The organism is Reyranella sp., from assembly GCF_004297265.1.
Classification (GTDB): domain Bacteria; phylum Pseudomonadota; class Alphaproteobacteria; order Reyranellales; family Reyranellaceae; genus Reyranella.
Genome location: NZ_SCUT01000050.1, coordinates 151095 through 169330, shown reverse-complemented (window position 1 = coordinate 169330; position 18236 = coordinate 151095). Strand labels below are relative to the sequence as shown.

Genomic DNA, 18236 nt, shown 5'->3' with positions numbered 1-18236 from the left:
CCCCAAGGCTTCGATTACCCCACACCCAGGCGGGCTTATAAGGAAGGCCGGTCGTTCCCCAAGCGGCCGGCCTTTCGTATTTGCGGGTTTTGCGGGTATTTCCTTGAAAAGTATGGAGAAATGTCGGTCGGCTTGGGGCAACTGGTAATTGCCGATTATATGCAATTTCAGATCACCCAAAAACGCCTATCTAAAGATTTTAAAATGCCGTGAATATTGGGTTTTGTATTTTCAAGATATGCATTTTTGCAGGTTACGCAAAATTCAGCGGGTGTTAGAGTTCGTTGACTGGAGCAAATCTCTATCTATTGGTTTCCAATGAAGATTGTCGGATTCGCCGTTGATGTGTCGCGCTCACAGGACGAACGCATCGTGCGGGGCCAGCGAATTAGACAATCTCTGATCCAGGCGACGCTGGATCTCATCCAGGCGGGCGACGTCGAGCCGACTTCAGGCGCCATCGCGACCATCGCCGGCCTTTCGAGCCGGACGCTCTTCCAGCATTTCATCCGACTTTCCGATCTCTACGCTGCAGCCTTCGATCTCGCCGTCGGCCGCGCCTTCAGGCCCGACCGTCCGGTCGACAAGGCGTCGCCACTTGCGAGCCGCATCGCGCTTCTGGTTTCTGACCGTGCACAACTTTTCGAGGAATGGCTGCCGGTCTGGCACTTCGCGCAGCGGGTTCGCCTGGTTGCGCCGGCCGTCGGCACCGGCGTGTCCCATCTGCGTCGGCTCCTGCGTGAGCGGATCGCCGTGTGGTTCGCCGCCGAACTCGACACTCTCGATCCCGCGGCGCGCGATCACGCGCTCGATTCCCTCGATCGCACATTCGGCCTGGACAGCTGGATGAACATGCGCGAGCGGCAGCGCCTGTCGCCCATGCATGCGTCGCGGGCCTGGCGCTTCACCGCCGAGGCGATCGTGCAACAGGCGCTCACGGGTCCGGGCTCGTCGCCGGCGGCGGCCTGAGACAGTGAAGGGAGACGGAAAACCGTCTCCCCTCATGTCTGTCGGGCGGATAGCTTAGTTGGCTTTCGCCTGGAACTTCTGGTGGCAGGCACCGCAGGCTTTTCCGGTGTCGGCGAAAGCTGCGGCCAGTGCGTCGGCATTGCCCGAGCCGGCCGCCGTCGCGAGCTTGTCGTAGGCCGTATCGGCCGCCTTGCTGGCGGCTTCGAAGCCGGCCCAGTCGGTCCAGATCGCCGGCAGGGCGCGGGTCTCGCCCTTGTCGGACCCGGCCGGGAACATCTTCACGAAGGCGGCTTCGAGGGTCTTGAGCTTGGCGGCCTGCTCGACGGCACCGGCGGTCGGACCCTTGGCGTCGACGATCGCCTTGATGGCGCGCATCGCGGCGGCGGTCTGCTTGCGATTGTCCTTGCGCTGGGCGATCACGTCGCCCTGGGCCATCGTGATCGTCGCGCCGCCCACCATCGCGCCGGCCGCCACCGCGCCGATCAACGCCACCACCAAAGTCTTCCTCATAGGCTCATCCCCTTTGAATTCCACCGTCGACCGGCAATTTATGCCTCGCCGACGACTTCTATGTTGCAGAGGTTGGCGCGGAAAGCGAACGGGTGCGTCGGCCACGATCCATCACGACTGCGTGTAGTGTCTTGGGCGTAGTCCTTGCCTAGAGCCATGGCGACTCGACTATTCTGTTGCCCCGCAGGGAGATGATGACCGATGGCCGGCAAGAGCGACAAGATCCTCGTCTGGGACGTGCCCGTCCGGCTGTTCCACTGGTTGCTCGTTCTCCTCATGGCAACGTCCTATTTCAGCGGCCGGGCCGGCGGCGACTGGATGCAACTCCATTTCTGGTCGGGCTACGCCATCCTGACCTTGCTGCTCTTCCGCATCGCCTGGGGGTTCGTCGGCAGCACCACCGCGCGCTTCTCGAGCTTCCTCAAGGGCCCCAAGGCGGCGTTCGCCCACGTCGCGCATCTGTTCCGAAAAGAGGGCCCGCACGACGTCGGGCACAATCCGGTGGGCGGCGCGATGGTCCTCGTCCTGATCTTCGCCGTCCTGGCCCAGGTCGTAACCGGCCTCTTCAGCGCCGACACCGACACCGGCATGGTCAATGGGCCGCTTGCGCTCAAGGTCGCCGACAAGTGGGTCGAGCGGGCCACGGATTTCCATTCCTGGTGGATCAACGCGCTGCTCATCCTGGTAGCGATCCATGTCGCGGCCGTCGCGCTCTATCTCGTCTGGAAGAGGCACAATCTGGTCGGCGCCATGATCACCGGCCGCAAGCGGGTCGACCACGCGATCGAGCCGGGCGCGCCCGCACCGCGGCTCAGCTTCGCGTCGAGCCGCCTTGCGATCTCGCTCCTGCTCGCCAGTGCCGCCTTGGTCTATTTCATCGTCCGCGCGGGCGGCTGACCTGCTCGCCCGGCCTTGCTGGCCTGAAACCACCCCTCTAGGGTGGCTTTAACCACAGTGAAATTTGGATTTTGCACCATGAAATTTACCGGTACCGACTCCTACGTTGCCAGCGACGACCTGCGCGTGGCGGTGAACGCGTCCATCGCGCTGCAGCGTCCGCTGCTGATCAAGGGCGAGCCCGGCACCGGCAAGACGGTCCTCGCGCATGAGGTCGCCAAGGCGCTGAATGCGCCGATCATCGAGTGGCACATCAAGTCGACGACCAAGGCGCAGCAGGGCCTGTACGAGTACGACGCCGTCTCGCGCCTGCGCGATAGCCAGCTGGGTGACGAGCGCGTGAAGGACATCGGCAACTACATCAAGCGCGGCAAGATGTGGGAGGCCTTCACCGCCGAGACGCGGCCGATCCTGCTGATCGACGAGATCGACAAGGCCGACATCGAATTCCCCAACGACCTGCTGCTCGAGCTCGACCGCATGCAGTTCTACGTCTACGAGACGCAGCAGACGATCAAGGCGGAGCAGCGCCCGATCGTGATGATCACCTCGAACAACGAGAAGGAGCTGCCGGACGCGTTCCTGCGCCGCTGCTTCTTCCACTACATCCGCTTCCCCGACCGCGAGACGATGACGCAGATCGTCGACGTCCACTTCCCCGATCTGCAGCGCAACCTGCTGCGCGAGGCGCTGAACGTCTTCTACGACATCCGCGAAGTGCCGGGCCTCAAGAAGAAGCCGTCGACCTCCGAACTGCTCGACTGGCTGAAGCTCCTGATGGTCGAGGACATGTCGCCGGAATCGCTGCGCTCCAAGGACTCCAAGCAGCTGATCCCGCCGCTGCACGGCGCGCTGCTGAAGAACGAGCAGGACGTGCACCTGTTCGAGCGTCTGGCCTTCATGGCGCGGCGGGAGCAGCGCCAGTAACCACTGCGAAGAGGAGAACGCGATGTTCGTGAACTTCTTCCTCGAACTGCGCAACGCCAAGCTGCCGGTCTCCATCAAGGAATATCTCGCCCTGATGGAGGCGATGGACAAGGGAGTGGCCGACTACAGCGTCGACGACTTCTACTATCTGTCGCGCGCCGCGCTGGTGAAGGACGAGCGCAACCTCGACAAGTTCGACCGTGTGTTCGGCACCGTATTCAAGGGGCTCGAGGCGCTGCCCGCCGAGGGCGTCGCCGCCGAGATCCCCGAGGAATGGCTGCGCAAGCTCGCCGAGAAGCTTCTCACCGAGGAGGAGAAGAAGCAGATCGAGTCGATGGGCGGCTGGGAGAAGCTCATGGAGACGCTGAAGAAGCGTCTCGAGGAACAGCAGAAGCGCCACCAGGGCGGCAGCAAGTGGATCGGAACCGCCGGCACCTCGCCGTTCGGCGCCTACGGCTTCAATCCCGAGGGCGTGCGCATCGGCCAGGACAAGGGCCGCGAGGGCCGCGCCGTCAAGGTGTGGGACAAGCGCGAGTACAAGAACCTCGACGACACGGTCGAGATCGGCACGCGCAACATCAAGATCGCGCTGCGCCGGCTGCGCAAGTTCGCGCGCGAGGGCGCCGAGGTCGAGCTCGACATGCCCGACACGATCCGTTCGACGGCGCGCAACGCGGGCTACCTCGACATCAAGATGGTGCCGGAGCGGCGCAACAAGGTGAAGCTGCTGATCCTGTTCGACATCGGCGGCTCGATGGACGCGCATATCCGCGTCTGCGAGGAGCTGTTCTCGGCGGCGCGGTCGGAGTTCAAGCACCTCGAATTCTTCTACTTCCACAACTGCCTCTACGAGAAGCTTTGGAAGGATAACCGCCGCCGCCACGTCGACACCTTCTCGACGGCGCAGATGCTCCACACCTATCCGCCGGACTACAAGGTGCTGTTCGTCGGCGACGCCTCGATGAGCCCCTACGAGATCGCCTATCCCGGCGGCTCGGTGGAGCACTGGAACGAGGAAGCGGGCCAGGTCTGGATCCAGCGCGTGTCCGATACCTATCGCAGCATGGCGTGGCTGAACCCCGTGCCGGAACGTCACTGGAGCTACACGCCGTCGATCCAGCTGCTGCAACAGCTCACGAGCAATCGCATGTTCCCGCTCACCCTGGGCGGTCTCGACAGTGCGATGAAGGAACTGAACAAATAGGACCGCGTCTGTAGCTCACCCCCTCCCTGCCTCCCCCGTCGGACGGGGGAGGTGCCCGAAGGGCGGAGGGGGAGGGCCCCAGTGACGGTCTGTCATAGGAGGAGCTCAGAATGAAGACCGGCCCGGCCGTCGCCGAAATCCTGAAGCGCGAGGGGGTCGAGTATCTCTTCGCCTACCCTGTCAACCATCTGATCGAGCACTGCGCCGCGATCGACATCCGCCCGATCATCGTGCGCCAGGAGCGCATCGGCCTGCATATGGCCGACGCCATGTCGCGCATGACCAAGGGCCGCAAGATGGGCGTGTTCTGCATGCAGAGCGGCCCGGGTTCGGAGAACGCCTATGGCGGCGTGGCCCAGGCCTACGGCGAATCGGTGCCGCTGCTGGTCATTCCGGCCGGCTATCCGCGGCGCATCGCGCACGTGCCGCCGAACTTCAACTCGACCATCACCATGGCGCATGTCGCCAAGCATGCCGAGCCGATCACCTCGGGCCAGGACATCGAGAACGTCATGCGCCGGGCCTTCAGCCTGCTGCGCAATGGCCGCGGCTCGCCGGTCATCATCGAGTTCCCGGCGGAAGCCAACGGCGAGGACGCGCCCGATCCGCTGACCTACGAGCCGATCAGGCCGACGCGTTACGGTCCCGATCCGGCGGCCGTGAAGGAGGCCGCGAAGGTGCTGGTCGAGGCCAAGCGCCCGGTCATCTATGCCGGCCACGGCGTGCACTGGGCCGAGGCCTATGACGAACTGAAGGAATTGGCCGAGCTGCTGGCGATCCCGGTCTGCACCTCGCTCCAGGGCAAGAGCAGCTTCGACGAGACCCATCCGCTGTCGCTGGGCTCGGGCGGTCGCGCCTATCCGCGGCAGGTCCGCCACTTCCTCGACAAGTGCGACGTGCTGTTCGGCATCGGCTGCTCCTTCACCGAGACCAACTTCGGCATCTCGATGCCGAAGGGGAAGACGGTGATCCACACCACGCTCGATCCCAACCATCTCAACAAGGACGTGCGCTGCCAGTACGGCCTGATCGGCGACGCGAAGCTGGCGCTCCGCGCGATGATCGACGAGTGCAGCAAACTGGTCGGGGGCAAGAATCGCGATGCCGCGCCGGTCGTCGCGGAGATCAAGCCGATCGCCGACGAGTGGCTCAAGGAGTGGATGCCCAAGCTCACCAACAACGAGGCGCCGCTCAATCCCTACCGCGTGCTCTGGGATCTCCAGCACACGGTCGACAAGGCCAACACGATCATCACCCACGATGCCGGCAGCCCGCGCGACCAGCTCTCGCCGTTCTGGAAGACGACGGCGCCGCACACCTACATCGGCTGGGGCAAGACCACGCAGCTCGGCTACGGGCTCGGCCTCGCCATGGGCGCCAAGCTCGCCTGTCCCGACAAGCTTTGCATCAATGTCTGGGGCGATGCCGCCATCGGCTTCACCGGCATGGATTTCGAGACGGCGGTGCGCGAGCGCATTCCCATCATGTCGATCCTGCTCAACAATTTCTCGATGGCGATCGAGCTGCACATCATGAAGGTGTCGACCGAGAAGTACCGATCGACCGACATTTCCGGCGACTATGCCGCGATGGCGAAAGCCTTCGGCGGCTATGGCGAGCGCATCACCCGGCCGGAGGACATCGTGCCGGCGATCAAGCGCGGCATCGAGCAGACCCAGAAGGGCGTGCCGGTGTTGCTCGAGTTCATCACCTCGAAGGAAGTGACGATCTCGACACCCAAGTGAGTTGGAACGGGAGGCCACGATGACGAAGATCCTCACGCCCACGAGCGAGCACGACATCGCCGCGCATGACGGCCTCTGGGTCAGCCCCGTCGATGCCGAGCGTGTCACGGGCTGGATCCTGAAACCCGAGGGCATGTGCCGCGCCGATCTGTGCGTGCCGCTGCCGGCCGCTGCGCTGGCGCCCAACGAGGTCGATCTAAGGGCCTTCTGGACCAAGCTGGGCGGTCCCGTGGTCGCCAGCGAAACGCAGGACGTGTGGGCGCTGGGGGCACCGCCAGAGGAGCGCAACGCCGCGCTCGAAGGGCTGGAGGCGCCCGATTTCACCCTGCCGGATCTCGACGGTGTGCCGCGGTCGCTGTCGCAGCTGCGCGGCCGCAAGGTCTTCCTCGCCACCTGGGCCAGTTGGTGAGGCTGCCGGTTCGACTTGCCCGTGTGGCAGGATCTCTACGAAGAACTGAAGGATAAGGGGTTCATGGTCGTGGCCGTGGCGCAGGAGAGCCGCGGCGCCGAGCATGCCCGTCCATGGATCGAGCAGGCGAAGACCTCCTACTGGCAGCTGATCGACACCGACCATCGCCTCGAGGACCTCTACAATCTCGTGAACGTGCCGCAGGCGATCTGGATCGATGAGCAGGGCCGGATCGCGCGACCGCCCGAGACGGCCGGCTCGACCGATCACTTCCGGCGCATGAATCTGGCGACGCGCACCATGTCTGCGGAGGACCAGGCCGAGCGACTGGTGGCACGACAGGCCTATCTCGACGCGGTGCGCGCCTGGGTCACCACCGGCGCGCATGCATTGCCGGCCGACGAGGCGCGTGCGGGCCTGCCGAAGGTGACGCCCGATATCGCCGAGGCGCGGGCGCGTTTCCGTCTTGGGCTTTGGCTGCGCGCGAACGGTCGCGCCGCCGAAGGCGACCTGCAGATGGCGGAGGCGAGTCGCCTTCACCCCGTTTCGTGGAGCCTCTGGCGTCAGGCGGCCGATCTCGATGAGGTCGGCAAGGCGTCGGGTCCCGATTTCTGGAAGCGCGTCCAGGCGCTGGGCGATCGCCCGTACTATCCGCCTGCCAAACTGTAGAGGAGTCGATGCGCCTCTCGTGGACCGACCTCGGGAAGCCGCGCGCTGACAGAGCGAACGGCAAGCGCGTCGAGATCACGGGCTTTGCCCTCGGCTCGCGCGCGTGGGGCGGCAATGCTGGTTTCCTGATGATGGGGGAGCCTGGCTGCTGCCAGGTGTGTGTGCCCAACAATCCGCTGGCGGTCGTTGAAGTGCTCACCCGACAGCCGATCGAGATCGCTAATGGAGCGCTGCGGCTGAGCGGCATCTGGCATGTTTCGCTCGAGGCCGCCGGATGGCGCTATCAATTGCGCGAGGCTGAGGCAGTGAAGGGAGTCACGCGCCGGGCCTTGATGGCCGCGAGCCCATTGTTCTGCCTTCCGGTGCCCGCGATGGCACAGTCAACGGACGGCATGGCAGTCGATCTTCACAGTCATGCCGGGAACCTGACGCGGCTGAGCTACGGGAGCGGCGGATCTGTCCCCGTCGCCGAGCCAATGCGCCAAGGGGGCGTATCCGTGATTTCACTGGCCGTCGTTTCGGACTCGCCGACCATCAAGCTCACGGCCGGCCGGCTGAGACCCAGCCGTGATCCTCATCCGGGCGAGCTCTATGCGTTCAGCCAGCGCGCCTTCCCGGCGCTGCATGCGCTCGCGCGCGAGCAAGGGATGGCGATCGTCAGGACCTCGGCGGAGCTGCGGGCTGCGCACTCGAGCCGACCATCGATCATCGTCGCGTCGGAGGGCGCCGACTTCCTCGAAGGCAGGATCGAGCGTCTCGACGAGGCCTATCAGCGCTGGGCGTTGCGCCATTTGCAGTTGACGCACTACCGGCCCAACGAACTGGGCGACATCCAGACCGAGCCCAGCGTACATGACGGGCTGACCGCGTTCGGTGCCGAAGTGGTTCGTCGTTGCAATGCGCTGGGCATCGTGGTCGACGTCGCCCATGCGACCTTCGAAGGTGTGAAGAAGGCAGCCGCGGTCACAACGAAGCCGCTCGTCCTGTCGCATACCTCGCTGATCACCCGGCCGGCCGCCTGGACGCGCCGCATCCTGCCCGATCACGCGAAAGCGGTAGCCGCGACCGGCGGCGTCATCGGGATCTGGCCGGTCGCCGATTATTTCCCGAACGTCGTCGCGTACGCCAGGGACGGCTTCGCGAGGATGGTCGATGTCGTCGGCATCGATCACGTCGGGCTCGGTACCGACCAGCTCGGCCTTGTGGGAGCCAGTGCCATGTCGAGTTACACCGATTTGCCACAATTGGCGTCCGCCCTGCGCACGAAATTCAACGCAGAGGAGACGGCAAAACTGCTCGGTGGCAATTTCCGCCGCGTATTCGAAGCGAGTGTCGGCTGAAGGCCATCAAACCTCCGTGAGAGCGGTACGGTTGCTTAGGCAGGTGCGCCCTCCCTGGGCTAGGCTATTTCCATATTTCCTGAACAACGGGAGGCTGGGATGGCTGTCCTCAACGTCAACGGCAAGGCGGTCGAATACACTGCCGAACCGGATACACCCCTTCTCTGGGTTCTGCGCGAACAACTGGGGCTGACCGGCACCAAGTATGGCTGCGGCATCGCGCAATGCGGCTCCTGCACGGTCCATATCGACGGTGCGCCCGTCCGGTCGTGCAGTATCCCCGTGAATGCCGTCGGCACGCAGAAGGTCGTCACCATCGAAGCGATCGCGGACAACGGCGTACTGAACAAGATCCAGAAGGCCTGGGTCGCGCTCGACGTGCCCCAGTGCGGTTACTGCCAGAGCGGCATGGTGATGGCGGCGACGGCGTTGCTCGCCGCCAAGCCCAACCCGACCGATGCCGACATCGACGAGGCGATGACCAACATCTGCCGCTGCGGCACCTACCAGCAGGTGCGCGCCGCCATCCACGCCGCGGCCAAGGCCTAAGGGGAGGGACGCATCATGACGATCCAGACTTCTCTCGGCCGTCGCGGCTTCCTGGTCAGCGGCGCGGCTGTCGCCGGCGGCTTCTCGCTCGGCTTCCACCTGCCCTTCGACGAAAGCGTGGCGCATGCGCAGGCCGTCAAGGAATTGAATGCCTGGGTGGTCGTCCATCCCGACGACAAGGTGGTGATCCGCATCGCCCGCTCCGAGATGGGGCAGGGCACGCTCACCGGCCTCTGCCAGCTCGTGGCCGAGGAACTCGAGTGCGACTGGAACAAGGTGACCTGGGAATATCCGACACCCGGCGAGAACCTGAAGCGCAACCGCGTCTGGAAGAACTTCTCGACCGGCGGCAGCCGCGGCATCCGCGAGAGCCAGCAATATGTCCGCGAAGGGGGCGCCATCGCCCGCGAGATGCTGATCGCGGCCGCCGCGAAGCAGTGGAACGTGCCGGCGGCGGAATGCAGCGCGGCCAACAGCACCATCACGCACAAGGCCTCGGGCAAGACCGTGACCTACGGCGCGGTCGCCGCGGCGGCGGCCGGGCTCGAGCCGCCCAAGGAGGTGAAGCTCAAGGACCCGAAGGACTGGAAGGTCGCGGGCAAGCCCTTGCCGCGGCTCGACACGGTCGACAAGGTCACCGGCAAGCAGATCTACGGCATGGACCACACGATGCCGGGCATGCTGGTCGCCACGGTACGCGCCTGCCCGGTGATCACCGGCAAGCTGAAGAGCTTCGACGCCAGCAAGGCCGAGAAGATGCCGGGCGTGAAGAAGATCTTCGCGATCGACGGCGATGCCGTCGTGGTCGTGGCCGACACCTACTGGCGGGCCAAAACGGCGCTCGACGCCGTCACCACCGAGTGGAACATCGGCGACCTCGGCAAGGTCTCGACCGAGACCATCTCCGAGATGCTGAAGGAAGGCCTCACCGCCAAGGAAGCCTTCGTCGGCAACAAGGCGGGCGACGCGCAGAAGGCGATCGAGGGGGCGGCCAAGAAGGTCGAGGCAACCTACAGCTTCCCCTACCAGCACCATGTCACCATGGAGCCGATGAACGCCACGGCGCTCTACACGCCCGACAAGTGCGAGGTCTGGTGCGGCACGCAGAACGGCGAGGCGGCGCTCGCCGCGGCGTCGGAGGCGGCCGGTCTCCCGATCGCCAAGTGCGAGGTCTACAAGCTCATGCTGGGCGGCGGCTTCGGCCGGCGCGGCCGTTCGGACTATGTCCGCCAGGCCGTGCTCGCGGCCAAGGAAATGCCTGGCACGCCGATCAAGCTCATCTGGTCGCGCGAGGAGGACATGACGCACTGCCAGTACCATCCGACGACGATGGCGAAGATGACGGCGGGCCTCGACGCCCAAGGTAATCTGGTCGGCCTGCACATCCGCATCTCGGGCCAGTCGATCCTAGCCTCGCTGCTGCCTCAGAACCTGGTGAACGGCATGGATCCGGCCACCTTCCAGGGCCTCATGCAGTCCGGTGTCGAAGCGACCTACGGCTACGACATCCCCAATCTCATGGTCGACCACGCCATGCGCAACCCGCACATCACGGCGGGCTTCTGGCGTGGCGTGAACGTGAACCAGAACGCCGTCTACATGGAATGCTTCATGGACGAGCTGGCGGCGGCGGCGGGCCAGGATCCGCTGGCCTATCGATTGAAGTACCTGAAGCCCAAGTGGGCGGCGGTGCTCAAGGCCGCGTGTGACAAGGCGGGCTACGGCAAGCCGCTGCCCGAGGGCCGCTTCCACGGCATTTCGCAGGTCATGGGTTACGGCAGCTACGTCGCCGGCGTCGCCGAGGTCTCGGTGAGCCCAGACGGGCAGCTCAAGATCCACAAGATCACGGCGGCCACCAATCCCGGCCACGTGGTCAATCCGGCGCAGATCGAGCGCCAGGTCGCAGGTTCGTTCGTCTACGGTCTGTCGGCTGCCCTGTATGGCGAGATCACCGTCAAGGACGGTGCGGTCGAGCAGACCAACTTCGACAGCTACAACGTGATGCGCATCGACGAGATGCCCGACGTCGAGACGGTTCTGGTGCCGACCCACGACTTCTGGGGCGGCGTCGGTGAGCCGACCATCGCCGTCGCGGCGCCCGCCGTGCTGAACGCGATCGCCAAGGCGACGGGCAAGCGGGTGCGCAATCTGCCGCTGGCGAACAACGACCTTAAGAAGGGCGCCTGATGCATCGCGCGCTGCTGCCGGGCCTGGCCAGCATGATCCTGCTGGCCGGTCCGGCAACGGCGGCCGATGCGCCGCCGGGCGCCAGCTCCTGCACGGGCTGCCACGCCCCGAAGAAGGTGGCGGACTCGGTGATCCCGCACATTGCTGGCCGCAAGGCCGCGGACATCGTCACCTTCATGCGCGAGTATCGCAGCGGTGCCTGGCCGTCGAGTGTGATGGGCCGCATCGCCAAGGGTTTCGACGATGCGCAGACCGAGGCCATCGCGGCCTGGTTCGCGGCGCAGCCGGAGTAGGGACAAAGCAGGCATGGCGACGCGTCGTCACTTCCTGAAGCTCACCGCCGCGGCAGGGCTCGCGCCGGCCGTCGTTTCGGCCCAAGGCAAGGCCAGGGTCGTGGTGATCGGCGGCGGCTTCGGCGGCGCTACGGCGGCGCGCACCGTGAAGGCGCTGCAGCCTGCGCTCGACGTCACCCTGGTCGAGCCCAATCCGGTCTACACCTCGTGTCCGTTCAGCAACTCCGTGCTGGCCGATCTGCGCGAGATCGGCCAGCAGCAGTTCCGCTACGACGGAATCAAGGGCTCTGGCGTCACCGTCGCCGAGACGAGCGCGACCGCAGTCGATGCCGACGCGAAGACGGTCACACTGGCCGACGGCAACAAGCTTTCCTACGACCGGCTGGTCATGTCGCCGGGCATCGATTTCAACTGGGGCGCCATCCCCGGCTACGACGAGGCCGCGGCGCAGAAGATGCCGCACGCCTGGAAAGCGGGGGCACAGACGGTGCTGCTGCGCCGGCAGTTGCAGGCGATGGACGATGGCGGACTCGTCGTGATGTCTGCGCCCGCCAATCCCTTCCGCTGCCCGCCCGGCCCCTACGAGCGCGCCAGCCTGATCGCCTACTGGCTCGCGATCTGGAAGCCGAAATCGAAGCTGCTGCTGCTCGATTCCAAGGATGCGTTCTCCAAGCAGCGCCTGTTCCAGAACGGCTGGGCCGAGCTGTACCCCGGCATGATCGAATGGGTGCCGCTCAGCCAGGGCGGCAAGGTGACGTCGGTCGATCCCGCGACGCTCACCCTCACGACCGAGTTCGCCACCCACAAGGCTTCCGTCGCCAACGTGATCCCGCCGCAGAGGGCCGGGGCCATCGCCGCGCAGGCGGGCGTCGCCGACCGGACCGGCTGGTGCCCGGTCGAGCCGGTCGCCTTCGAATCGACGTTGCAGCCGGGCATTCATGTGCTGGGCGATGCGGCCATCATGGGCGGCATGCCGAAGTCGGCCTTTGCGGCCAACGCCCAGGCCAAGGTTTGTGCCGCTGCCCTCGTGAAGCTGCTGGCCGGCGAGAAGCCGCAGGATCCGATCGTGATCAACACCTGCTACAGCCTGCTCGCGGCCGATTACGGCATCTCGATCGCCGGCGTCTATCGGCCCGACAAGGGGCAGCTCACCGATGTTCCGGGGGCCGGCGGCGTCAGCCCGCTCGTGGCCGTGGGCGGCCTGCGCGGCCAGGAGGCGCTCTACGCGTCGAGCTGGTTCCGCACCATCACGGCCGAGACCTTCGGCTGATGCGATGCGGGCCCTGGCCGTCCTCGCTCTCGCGCTCGCCGCCTGTCCCGCGGCGGCCCAACAGGTCCCCCCTCAGATCGTCGACGATACCATTCCCCGCTCGCTCACGGGTCGCCCGGGCGATGCCGCGCGCGGCCGGGCGATCGTCGCCAACCGCAGCGTGGGCCTCTGCCTGCTCTGCCATTCCGGTCCGATCGCCGAGGAACGCTTCCAGGGCGATCTGGCGCCCAGCCTCGCCGGTGCGGGCTCGCGCTGGTCGGAGGGGCAACTCCGACTGCGCATCGTCGACGGGTCACGTCTCAATGCCGACACGATCATGCCGGCCTACTATCGTACCGGCGGCCTGCAGCGGGTCGCCCGCAACTTCGAAGGCAAGACGATCCTGTCGGCCGAACAGGTCGAGGATGTCGTGGCCTATCTCGTCACGTTGAAGGATTGAATGGACCGACGTCTCTTCCTTGCCGGCACGGCCGCCATCGTCATTCTCCCGCTCGCCCCCGCGGCGGCGACGCCGGACGCCATGGCCGAGGCGATCCGGAAGGTCATCGGCACGGCCACACCGACCGAAGGTCGCGTGAAGCTCGACGTGCCGCCGCTGGTCGAGAACGGCAGCACCGTTCCGCTCACCGTGTCGGTCGAGAGCCCGATGACCGAAGCCGACCACGTCAAGGCGATCCACGTCTTCAATGAGAAGAACCCGCAACCCAACGTCTTTTCCGCACGACTCGGCCCGCGCAACGGCAGGGCCGTCATCGGCACGCGCATCAAGCTGGGCGACAGCCAGCGGATCATCGCCATCGCCGAGACCAGCGACGGCAAATTCTGGAGCGCCGGCGCCGACGTGATCGTGACCCTGGCCGCCTGCCTCGAGGAGGCGACCTGATGTCGAACATTCTGGTGAACGCCCCGAAAACCGCCAGGCGCGGCGATGTCATCGAGATCAAGGCGCTGATCCTGCACCCCATGGAGACGGGCTTCCGGCCCGGCCCCAACGGCCGCATTCTCCCGCGCAACATCATCGAGCGCTTCACTGCGACCTGGAACGGCACCGAAATCTTCGCGATGGACATGTCGCCCGCGATTGCCGCCAACCCGTTCGTCTCTTTCTTCGCCCGGGCGAACGACAGTGGCACGGTCGTCCTGCGCTGGACCGGCGACGAAGGCTTCGCCGCCGAGCATCGGGTCGACATCGCCGTCGAATGAGCAGGCGGCTGCTCGTCGTCGGTCTCGGGCTGGTGTTTGCGGCCTCCTATGCGACCGCGCAGGTCGGCGCGGACAAGCGTCGGTCGGGCTATCAGGACATGGGCGAGGCCCTGCAGAAGATGCAGGACGACGACACCGCCAATCCCGGCATGCTGTTCGTCCAGCTCGGCGGCCAGCTCTGGAGCAAGCAAACAGGCGTCGCGGACAAATCCTGTGCCGACTGCCATGGCGCCGCCGCCGCCAGCATGAAGGGCGTGGCCACGCGCTACCCTGCCATCCCGCAAGGCGGCGACCGTCCGGTCGATCTCGAGGGCCGCATCAACCTCTGCCGCACCGAACATCAGAGAGCCGACCGGCTGCCGCCCGAGAATCGCGAGCTGCTGGCGCTCACCGCCTATGTCGCACATCAGTCGAGAGACATGCCGATCGCGCCGCCTTACGACCACCGCCTCGACGCCTTCCGCCAGCAGGGGGCGGAGATTTATCGCCGCCGCCAGGGTCAGCTCAACCTTTCCTGCGCGATCTGCCACGACGACAATGCCGGCAAGAAGCTGGCGGGCGTTGTCATCCCGGAGGCGCATCCGACGGGCTATCCCATCTATCGCCTGGAATGGCAGGCGCTGGGCTCACTGAAGCGGCGACTGCGCAATTGCCTGGCCGGCATTCGGGCCGAAGCCTGGCCGCTCGATGCGTCCGAGTATGTCGCCGTGGAACTTTTCCTGATGGATCGGGCGAAGGGCCTGAAGCTGGAGACGCCTGCGATCCGGCCTTGAGCGGGGCCGCAGGAGAAGAAATTCTCCCAAGGGTGTGAGCCGGAGCGATTCCTGCCCTTGTCGCCGCCGGATTCGACCGAGCGTTTCATTGCTGCAGGAGCGAACGCGCCCGTACAGTCCGCCCATGCTCAGCCTTGCCAGCACCCTCGTCGCCCGGGCGGCCCGCCTGTTCCAGGCGGCTTATGAAGAGCCCGCTCTCTGGACGGTCTCCGCAGACGGGCAAATCGTCGGATCGCTGGTCTGCGAGGCGGGCATCTGGCGTCTTTCATGGTTCAAGGACGCCCCGCCGAGGCTGGTGAGCTATGCCGGGCGGGTCGATGGCGACGTCGAGGCACTCGCTATCGTTCTCACCGAGCGCCTGGGCGTTCCGGTGCGCCTGGAGTCGCTTCCGGTCTAGACTGGCCGCCCCGCGTTGACGGATTGATGAACATGGATGCCATCGACAAGAAGATCGTGGCGCTCCTCCAGGAGGATGCGAGCCTTTCGCTGGCGCAGATCGCCCATCGGGTCGGTCTTTCGCAAAGCCCTTGCTGGAAACGCATCCAGCGCCTGGAGAAGTCCGGCGTCATCCTGAAGCGGGTGGCGCTGATCTCGCCCGAGTCGATCGGCATGGGCCTTACCGTGTTCGTGTCGATCGAGACCGGCGACCATTCCTCGGCCTGGCTCTCCAAGTTCGCGAGCACCGTCACGGCCATGCCCGAGGTGATGGAGTTCCATCGCATGGCCGGCGACATCGACTACATGCTGAGGGTCGCTGTGCCCGACATGCAGGCCTACGATCTGTTCTACAAGAAGCTGATCGACACGATGCCGCTCAAGAACGTGACCTCGCGCTTCTCGATGGAGAGGGTGAAGTCGACGACGGCCTATCCGATCGTCTCCGATCTCAAGCCCGTCCGTAAGCGTTAGGAATCGCCCGCGCGAAGAGAAGGCGGTCGAGCGCGAATTGGCCTGGCCCGAACTTGGCGAGATAGAGCAGCGCCACCGCCCAGACGCCGTGCGTGTCGAAGGCGTTGGGATAGACGAAGATCTCGATCACCAGGGTCATGCCCAGCAGGGCAAGCGCCGCCGGCCGCGTGAACAGGCCGAGGAAGAGCAGGAGCGGCAGGCTGAGTTCCGCTGCGGTCGCCAGGTAGGACGCGAACTCCGGTGGCAGGAGCGGCAGCCTGTACTCCTCGCGAAACAGCGTGAGGGTGGTGCCGTCGGCCCAGCCGTCGAGCTTCAGCAGGCCCGAGCGCAGGAAGATCGTGCCGACGGAAAGGCGTGCGAGAAGCGCCAGCAACTCGTGCGGGATGCGTGCCGGCAGCGAGTCGAGACGCGAGAGCAGGGCAATCATCGGGACGATCCTTCGGACAGGGTTGCGACGGCGCCCGCGGCAAAAAGGGTCGAGAGGGCGATTGCGAGATCGAAATCCTGGCAAGCGCGTGAGGCGGCTTCGGCGGCTTGGCCCAACGCGACGCCGCTGGCCAGCGCGGTCACCAGCCGGTCCGTGCCCGGTGGCAGCCGATGGAGGAGAACCTCGAGATGCGGCCGCGTCACCAGCGCCGTCTCGCCCGTCCAATCGGCCGCCGGCGCCTGGGATGTCAGGTCATATGTGTTGGTGCTCCAGATAGACACGATGGGCCAGGACGAGGCGATGATGGCCATGGCGGGATGCAGACCGAGTTTCACGGAGCCGAGCCCTTCGGGTGGCAGCGCCGCGAGGCGGCCGATGTCGACCGGGCTGGCATCGGCGCTGTGGAATGCGACGTGGCGTGCCCATTCCAGCCGGGCGATATCGGGCAGGTAGGGCAGGTCTGCGGCGGGCTCGAACCCTTCCAGGAATTCCGCGAAGGCAGCGCCATACTCGGCGAGGACGGGCGAGCGCGGCGGATGGCGCTCGATGAAGACGAGCGCCATGGCGGTGAAGAAATCCTCGTCGACCAGACGCGCAACCACCGGAAACCGTGCCGCCAGGGCGGCGGCCAGACTGGCCTTCACATTGTTGCGGTAGACGCCGAACCGTCGCCCGCGTGTGGGCTGCGTGTCTCGTCGGATGCCGTGGGGTATCACCAAGGGGCCCTGAAGCAGGGCCAGGCCAAAGCGGCGCTGCAGGTCGGCGAGACCGGTTCCCTCAGGCTGCGCGGGCATCAAGGCCTCGTGCCGACTGCAGCAGAGATTGGGCTTGCCGGACCTCACCCTCGACGTCCTGCCAGGCGGGCACCTCGACATCCCATTCGATCAGCGTGGGGCGACGGCCGTGGCGCGCAATCACCTCTCGGAAGAGACGCCAGACCTCCAGTGAGATGGTGCGGTCGTGCGTGTCGACGAGCAGCGTCTCGCCATCCTTCTCCAGCACGGCGTGACCGGCGAGGTGGATTTCGCCGACATGTTCGTGCGGGAAGCTTGCAAGATAGGCGCGGGGGTCGAAGCCGTGATTGGCCGCGGAGACGACGACGTTGTTGATGTCGAGCAGCAAGCCGCACCCGCTGCGCCGGGCGAGCGCGCGCAGGAAGTCCGTCTCTGGCATTTCCTCCCCGTCGAAGCGGAGATAGGTCGAGGGGTTCTCGATCAGGATGCGCCGCCCGAGCGTCGTCTGGACCTCGTCGACATGGCGCGCCACCAGCGACAGGGTGGCCTCGGTGTAGGGCAGCGGCAGCAGATCGTTGAGGAAGATCCCGTCATGTGTCGACCAGGCGAGATGTTCTGACACGGTGAAGGGCTGATAGCGGTCCACCACCGTCTTCAAGCGGGCGAGGTGACCCGGCGCCATGCCATCGGCCGATCCGATCGATAGACCCACGCCGTGCACCGACAGCGGATAGAGCGCGCGTATGCGCTCCAGGGAGTGATGCGGTGGACCGCCGGCTCCCATGTAGTTCTCGGCATGCACCTCGAACCAGCCGACATCGGGCCGGGCTTCGAGGATGTGCCGCTGGTGTTCGGGTTTGAGCCCGGCACCGGCACGAGGCAGGCGGTCCACCGTCACGACGACGCTCCTTACATGGGCATCAGGGTGCCCTTGCGCTTCATGCCGTCCTTGAGGGTCACCTCCATGGTGGCGCACGATCCCTTGGCGACATACTTCCAGGCCTTGGCGTCGTAGTCGGCCTTGGACTGGCCGGCGCAGGAATTGTTGCCGGTCGCGGCGCAGTCGTTCTTGCCCGCCATCGAGATGCCGTAGCACTTCTCCTTGTCGGTGTTGGCGGTCTGGGCGTTGGCGCCGGACGACATCAGGGCCGCGGCGGCGACGGCAGCGGCGAGGGCCGCGGTGGTGGTACGGTTGATCATGGACAAGTCCTCCTGGCTTTC

22 protein-coding genes are annotated in these 18236 nt (G+C 65.7%); 17 read left to right on the top strand and 5 right to left on the bottom strand.

The window, feature by feature from the left end:
* The first annotated feature begins 318 nt into the window (after positions 1–318).
* Positions 319–969 carry a TetR/AcrR family transcriptional regulator gene (locus EPO41_RS22380; RefSeq protein WP_296329958.1) on the top strand — a complete coding sequence of 217 codons (651 nt, stop codon included), beginning with the start codon at positions 319–321 and terminating at the stop codon, positions 967–969.
* 54 nt (positions 970–1023) lie between these two features.
* On the opposite strand, the gene EPO41_RS22375 is transcribed toward EPO41_RS22380, so the two are convergent.
* Complete coding sequence (locus tag EPO41_RS22375) at positions 1024–1479, bottom strand: cytochrome c (protein ID WP_296329953.1); 456 nt, start codon at positions 1477–1479, stop codon at positions 1024–1026.
* A gap of 201 nt (positions 1480–1680) precedes the next feature.
* Between EPO41_RS22375 and EPO41_RS22370 the strand changes: the two genes are divergently transcribed.
* From EPO41_RS22370 to EPO41_RS22295, 16 genes are all read left to right on the top strand, one after another.
* Positions 1681–2376, top strand: a complete 696-nt coding sequence (locus EPO41_RS22370; protein WP_296329951.1) for a cytochrome b/b6 domain-containing protein — start codon at positions 1681–1683, stop codon at positions 2374–2376.
* Positions 2377–2454: 78 nt separating this feature from the next.
* Positions 2455–3303 (top strand): MoxR family ATPase, encoded by an 849-nt coding sequence (locus EPO41_RS22365; protein WP_296329949.1) that lies wholly within the window; start codon positions 2455–2457, stop codon positions 3301–3303.
* Between the two features lie 22 nt (positions 3304–3325).
* Positions 3326–4507, top strand: a complete 1182-nt coding sequence (locus tag EPO41_RS22360) for a VWA domain-containing protein (RefSeq protein ID WP_296329948.1) — start codon at positions 3326–3328, stop codon at positions 4505–4507.
* A 110-nt stretch (positions 4508–4617) separates the two neighbouring features.
* Positions 4618–6252 (top strand): thiamine pyrophosphate-requiring protein, encoded by a 1635-nt coding sequence (locus tag EPO41_RS22355; protein WP_296329944.1) that lies wholly within the window; start codon positions 4618–4620, stop codon positions 6250–6252.
* 19 nt (positions 6253–6271) lie between these two features.
* The gene (locus tag EPO41_RS22350; RefSeq protein ID WP_296329942.1) at positions 6272–7330 is read left to right on the top strand and encodes a TlpA disulfide reductase family protein; all 1059 of its coding nucleotides are present in this window, start codon (positions 6272–6274) and stop codon (positions 7328–7330) included.
* Between the two features lie 8 nt (positions 7331–7338).
* A complete protein-coding gene (locus tag EPO41_RS22345) occupies positions 7339–8670 on the top strand; it encodes a membrane dipeptidase (RefSeq protein ID WP_296329940.1) in 1332 nt (443 codons plus the stop codon).
* Between the two features lie 99 nt (positions 8671–8769).
* Positions 8770–9219: a (2Fe-2S)-binding protein gene (locus EPO41_RS22340; RefSeq protein ID WP_296329937.1), complete on the top strand. Its 450-nt coding sequence runs from the start codon at positions 8770–8772 to the stop codon at positions 9217–9219.
* Between the two features lie 15 nt (positions 9220–9234).
* The gene (locus tag EPO41_RS22335) at positions 9235–11406 is read left to right on the top strand and encodes a molybdopterin cofactor-binding domain-containing protein (RefSeq protein WP_296329934.1); all 2172 of its coding nucleotides are present in this window, start codon (positions 9235–9237) and stop codon (positions 11404–11406) included.
* Positions 11406–11699 carry a cytochrome C gene (locus tag EPO41_RS22330; RefSeq protein ID WP_296329931.1) on the top strand — a complete coding sequence of 98 codons (294 nt, stop codon included), beginning with the start codon at positions 11406–11408 and terminating at the stop codon, positions 11697–11699. Before EPO41_RS22335 ends, EPO41_RS22330 begins: the two co-directional genes overlap by 1 nt.
* A 13-nt stretch (positions 11700–11712) precedes the next feature.
* On the top strand, positions 11713–12969 hold the full coding sequence (locus EPO41_RS22325) for an NAD(P)/FAD-dependent oxidoreductase (protein WP_296329926.1): 1257 nt from the start codon (positions 11713–11715) through the stop codon (positions 12967–12969).
* Between the two features lie 4 nt (positions 12970–12973).
* Entirely contained in the window at positions 12974–13408 is a 435-nt protein-coding gene (soxX, locus tag EPO41_RS22320) for a sulfur oxidation c-type cytochrome SoxX (protein ID WP_296329924.1), read from the top strand.
* Positions 13409–13852, top strand: coding sequence for a SoxY-related AACIE arm protein (locus EPO41_RS22315; protein WP_296329921.1), 444 nt, complete (start codon positions 13409–13411; stop codon positions 13850–13852).
* Positions 13852–14172 carry a thiosulfate oxidation carrier complex protein SoxZ gene (gene soxZ, locus EPO41_RS22310; protein ID WP_296329919.1) on the top strand — a complete coding sequence of 107 codons (321 nt, stop codon included), beginning with the start codon at positions 13852–13854 and terminating at the stop codon, positions 14170–14172. The genes EPO41_RS22315 and soxZ overlap by 1 nt, the downstream gene beginning before the upstream one ends.
* The gene (gene soxA / locus EPO41_RS22305) at positions 14169–14945 is read left to right on the top strand and encodes a sulfur oxidation c-type cytochrome SoxA (protein ID WP_296329916.1); all 777 of its coding nucleotides are present in this window, start codon (positions 14169–14171) and stop codon (positions 14943–14945) included. The genes soxZ and soxA overlap by 4 nt, the downstream gene beginning before the upstream one ends.
* 124 nt (positions 14946–15069) lie before the next feature.
* The gene (locus EPO41_RS22300; RefSeq protein WP_296329913.1) at positions 15070–15342 is read left to right on the top strand and encodes a hypothetical protein; all 273 of its coding nucleotides are present in this window, start codon (positions 15070–15072) and stop codon (positions 15340–15342) included.
* Between the two features lie 32 nt (positions 15343–15374).
* Complete coding sequence (locus EPO41_RS22295) at positions 15375–15854, top strand: Lrp/AsnC family transcriptional regulator (protein WP_296329910.1); 480 nt, start codon at positions 15375–15377, stop codon at positions 15852–15854.
* On the opposite strand, the gene EPO41_RS22290 is transcribed toward EPO41_RS22295, so the two are convergent.
* The 4 genes from EPO41_RS22290 to EPO41_RS22275 are packed head-to-tail and all read right to left on the bottom strand — an operon-like array spanning position 15832 to position 18215.
* Complete coding sequence (locus EPO41_RS22290) at positions 15832–16281, bottom strand: DoxX family protein (RefSeq protein WP_296329907.1); 450 nt, start codon at positions 16279–16281, stop codon at positions 15832–15834. The two genes, EPO41_RS22295 and EPO41_RS22290, sit on opposite strands and share 23 nt — an antisense overlap.
* A complete protein-coding gene (locus EPO41_RS22285; protein ID WP_296329904.1) occupies positions 16278–17075 on the bottom strand; it encodes a DNA-binding domain-containing protein in 798 nt (265 codons plus the stop codon). The genes EPO41_RS22290 and EPO41_RS22285 overlap by 4 nt, the downstream gene beginning before the upstream one ends.
* Positions 17059–17913 carry a DUF692 domain-containing protein gene (locus tag EPO41_RS22280; protein ID WP_296329901.1) on the bottom strand — a complete coding sequence of 285 codons (855 nt, stop codon included), beginning with the start codon at positions 17911–17913 and terminating at the stop codon, positions 17059–17061. Before EPO41_RS22280 ends, EPO41_RS22285 begins: the two co-directional genes overlap by 17 nt.
* 11 nt (positions 17914–17924) lie before the next feature.
* A complete protein-coding gene (locus tag EPO41_RS22275; protein WP_296329897.1) occupies positions 17925–18215 on the bottom strand; it encodes a DUF2282 domain-containing protein in 291 nt (96 codons plus the stop codon).
* Positions 18216–18236: the final 21 nt, after the last annotated feature.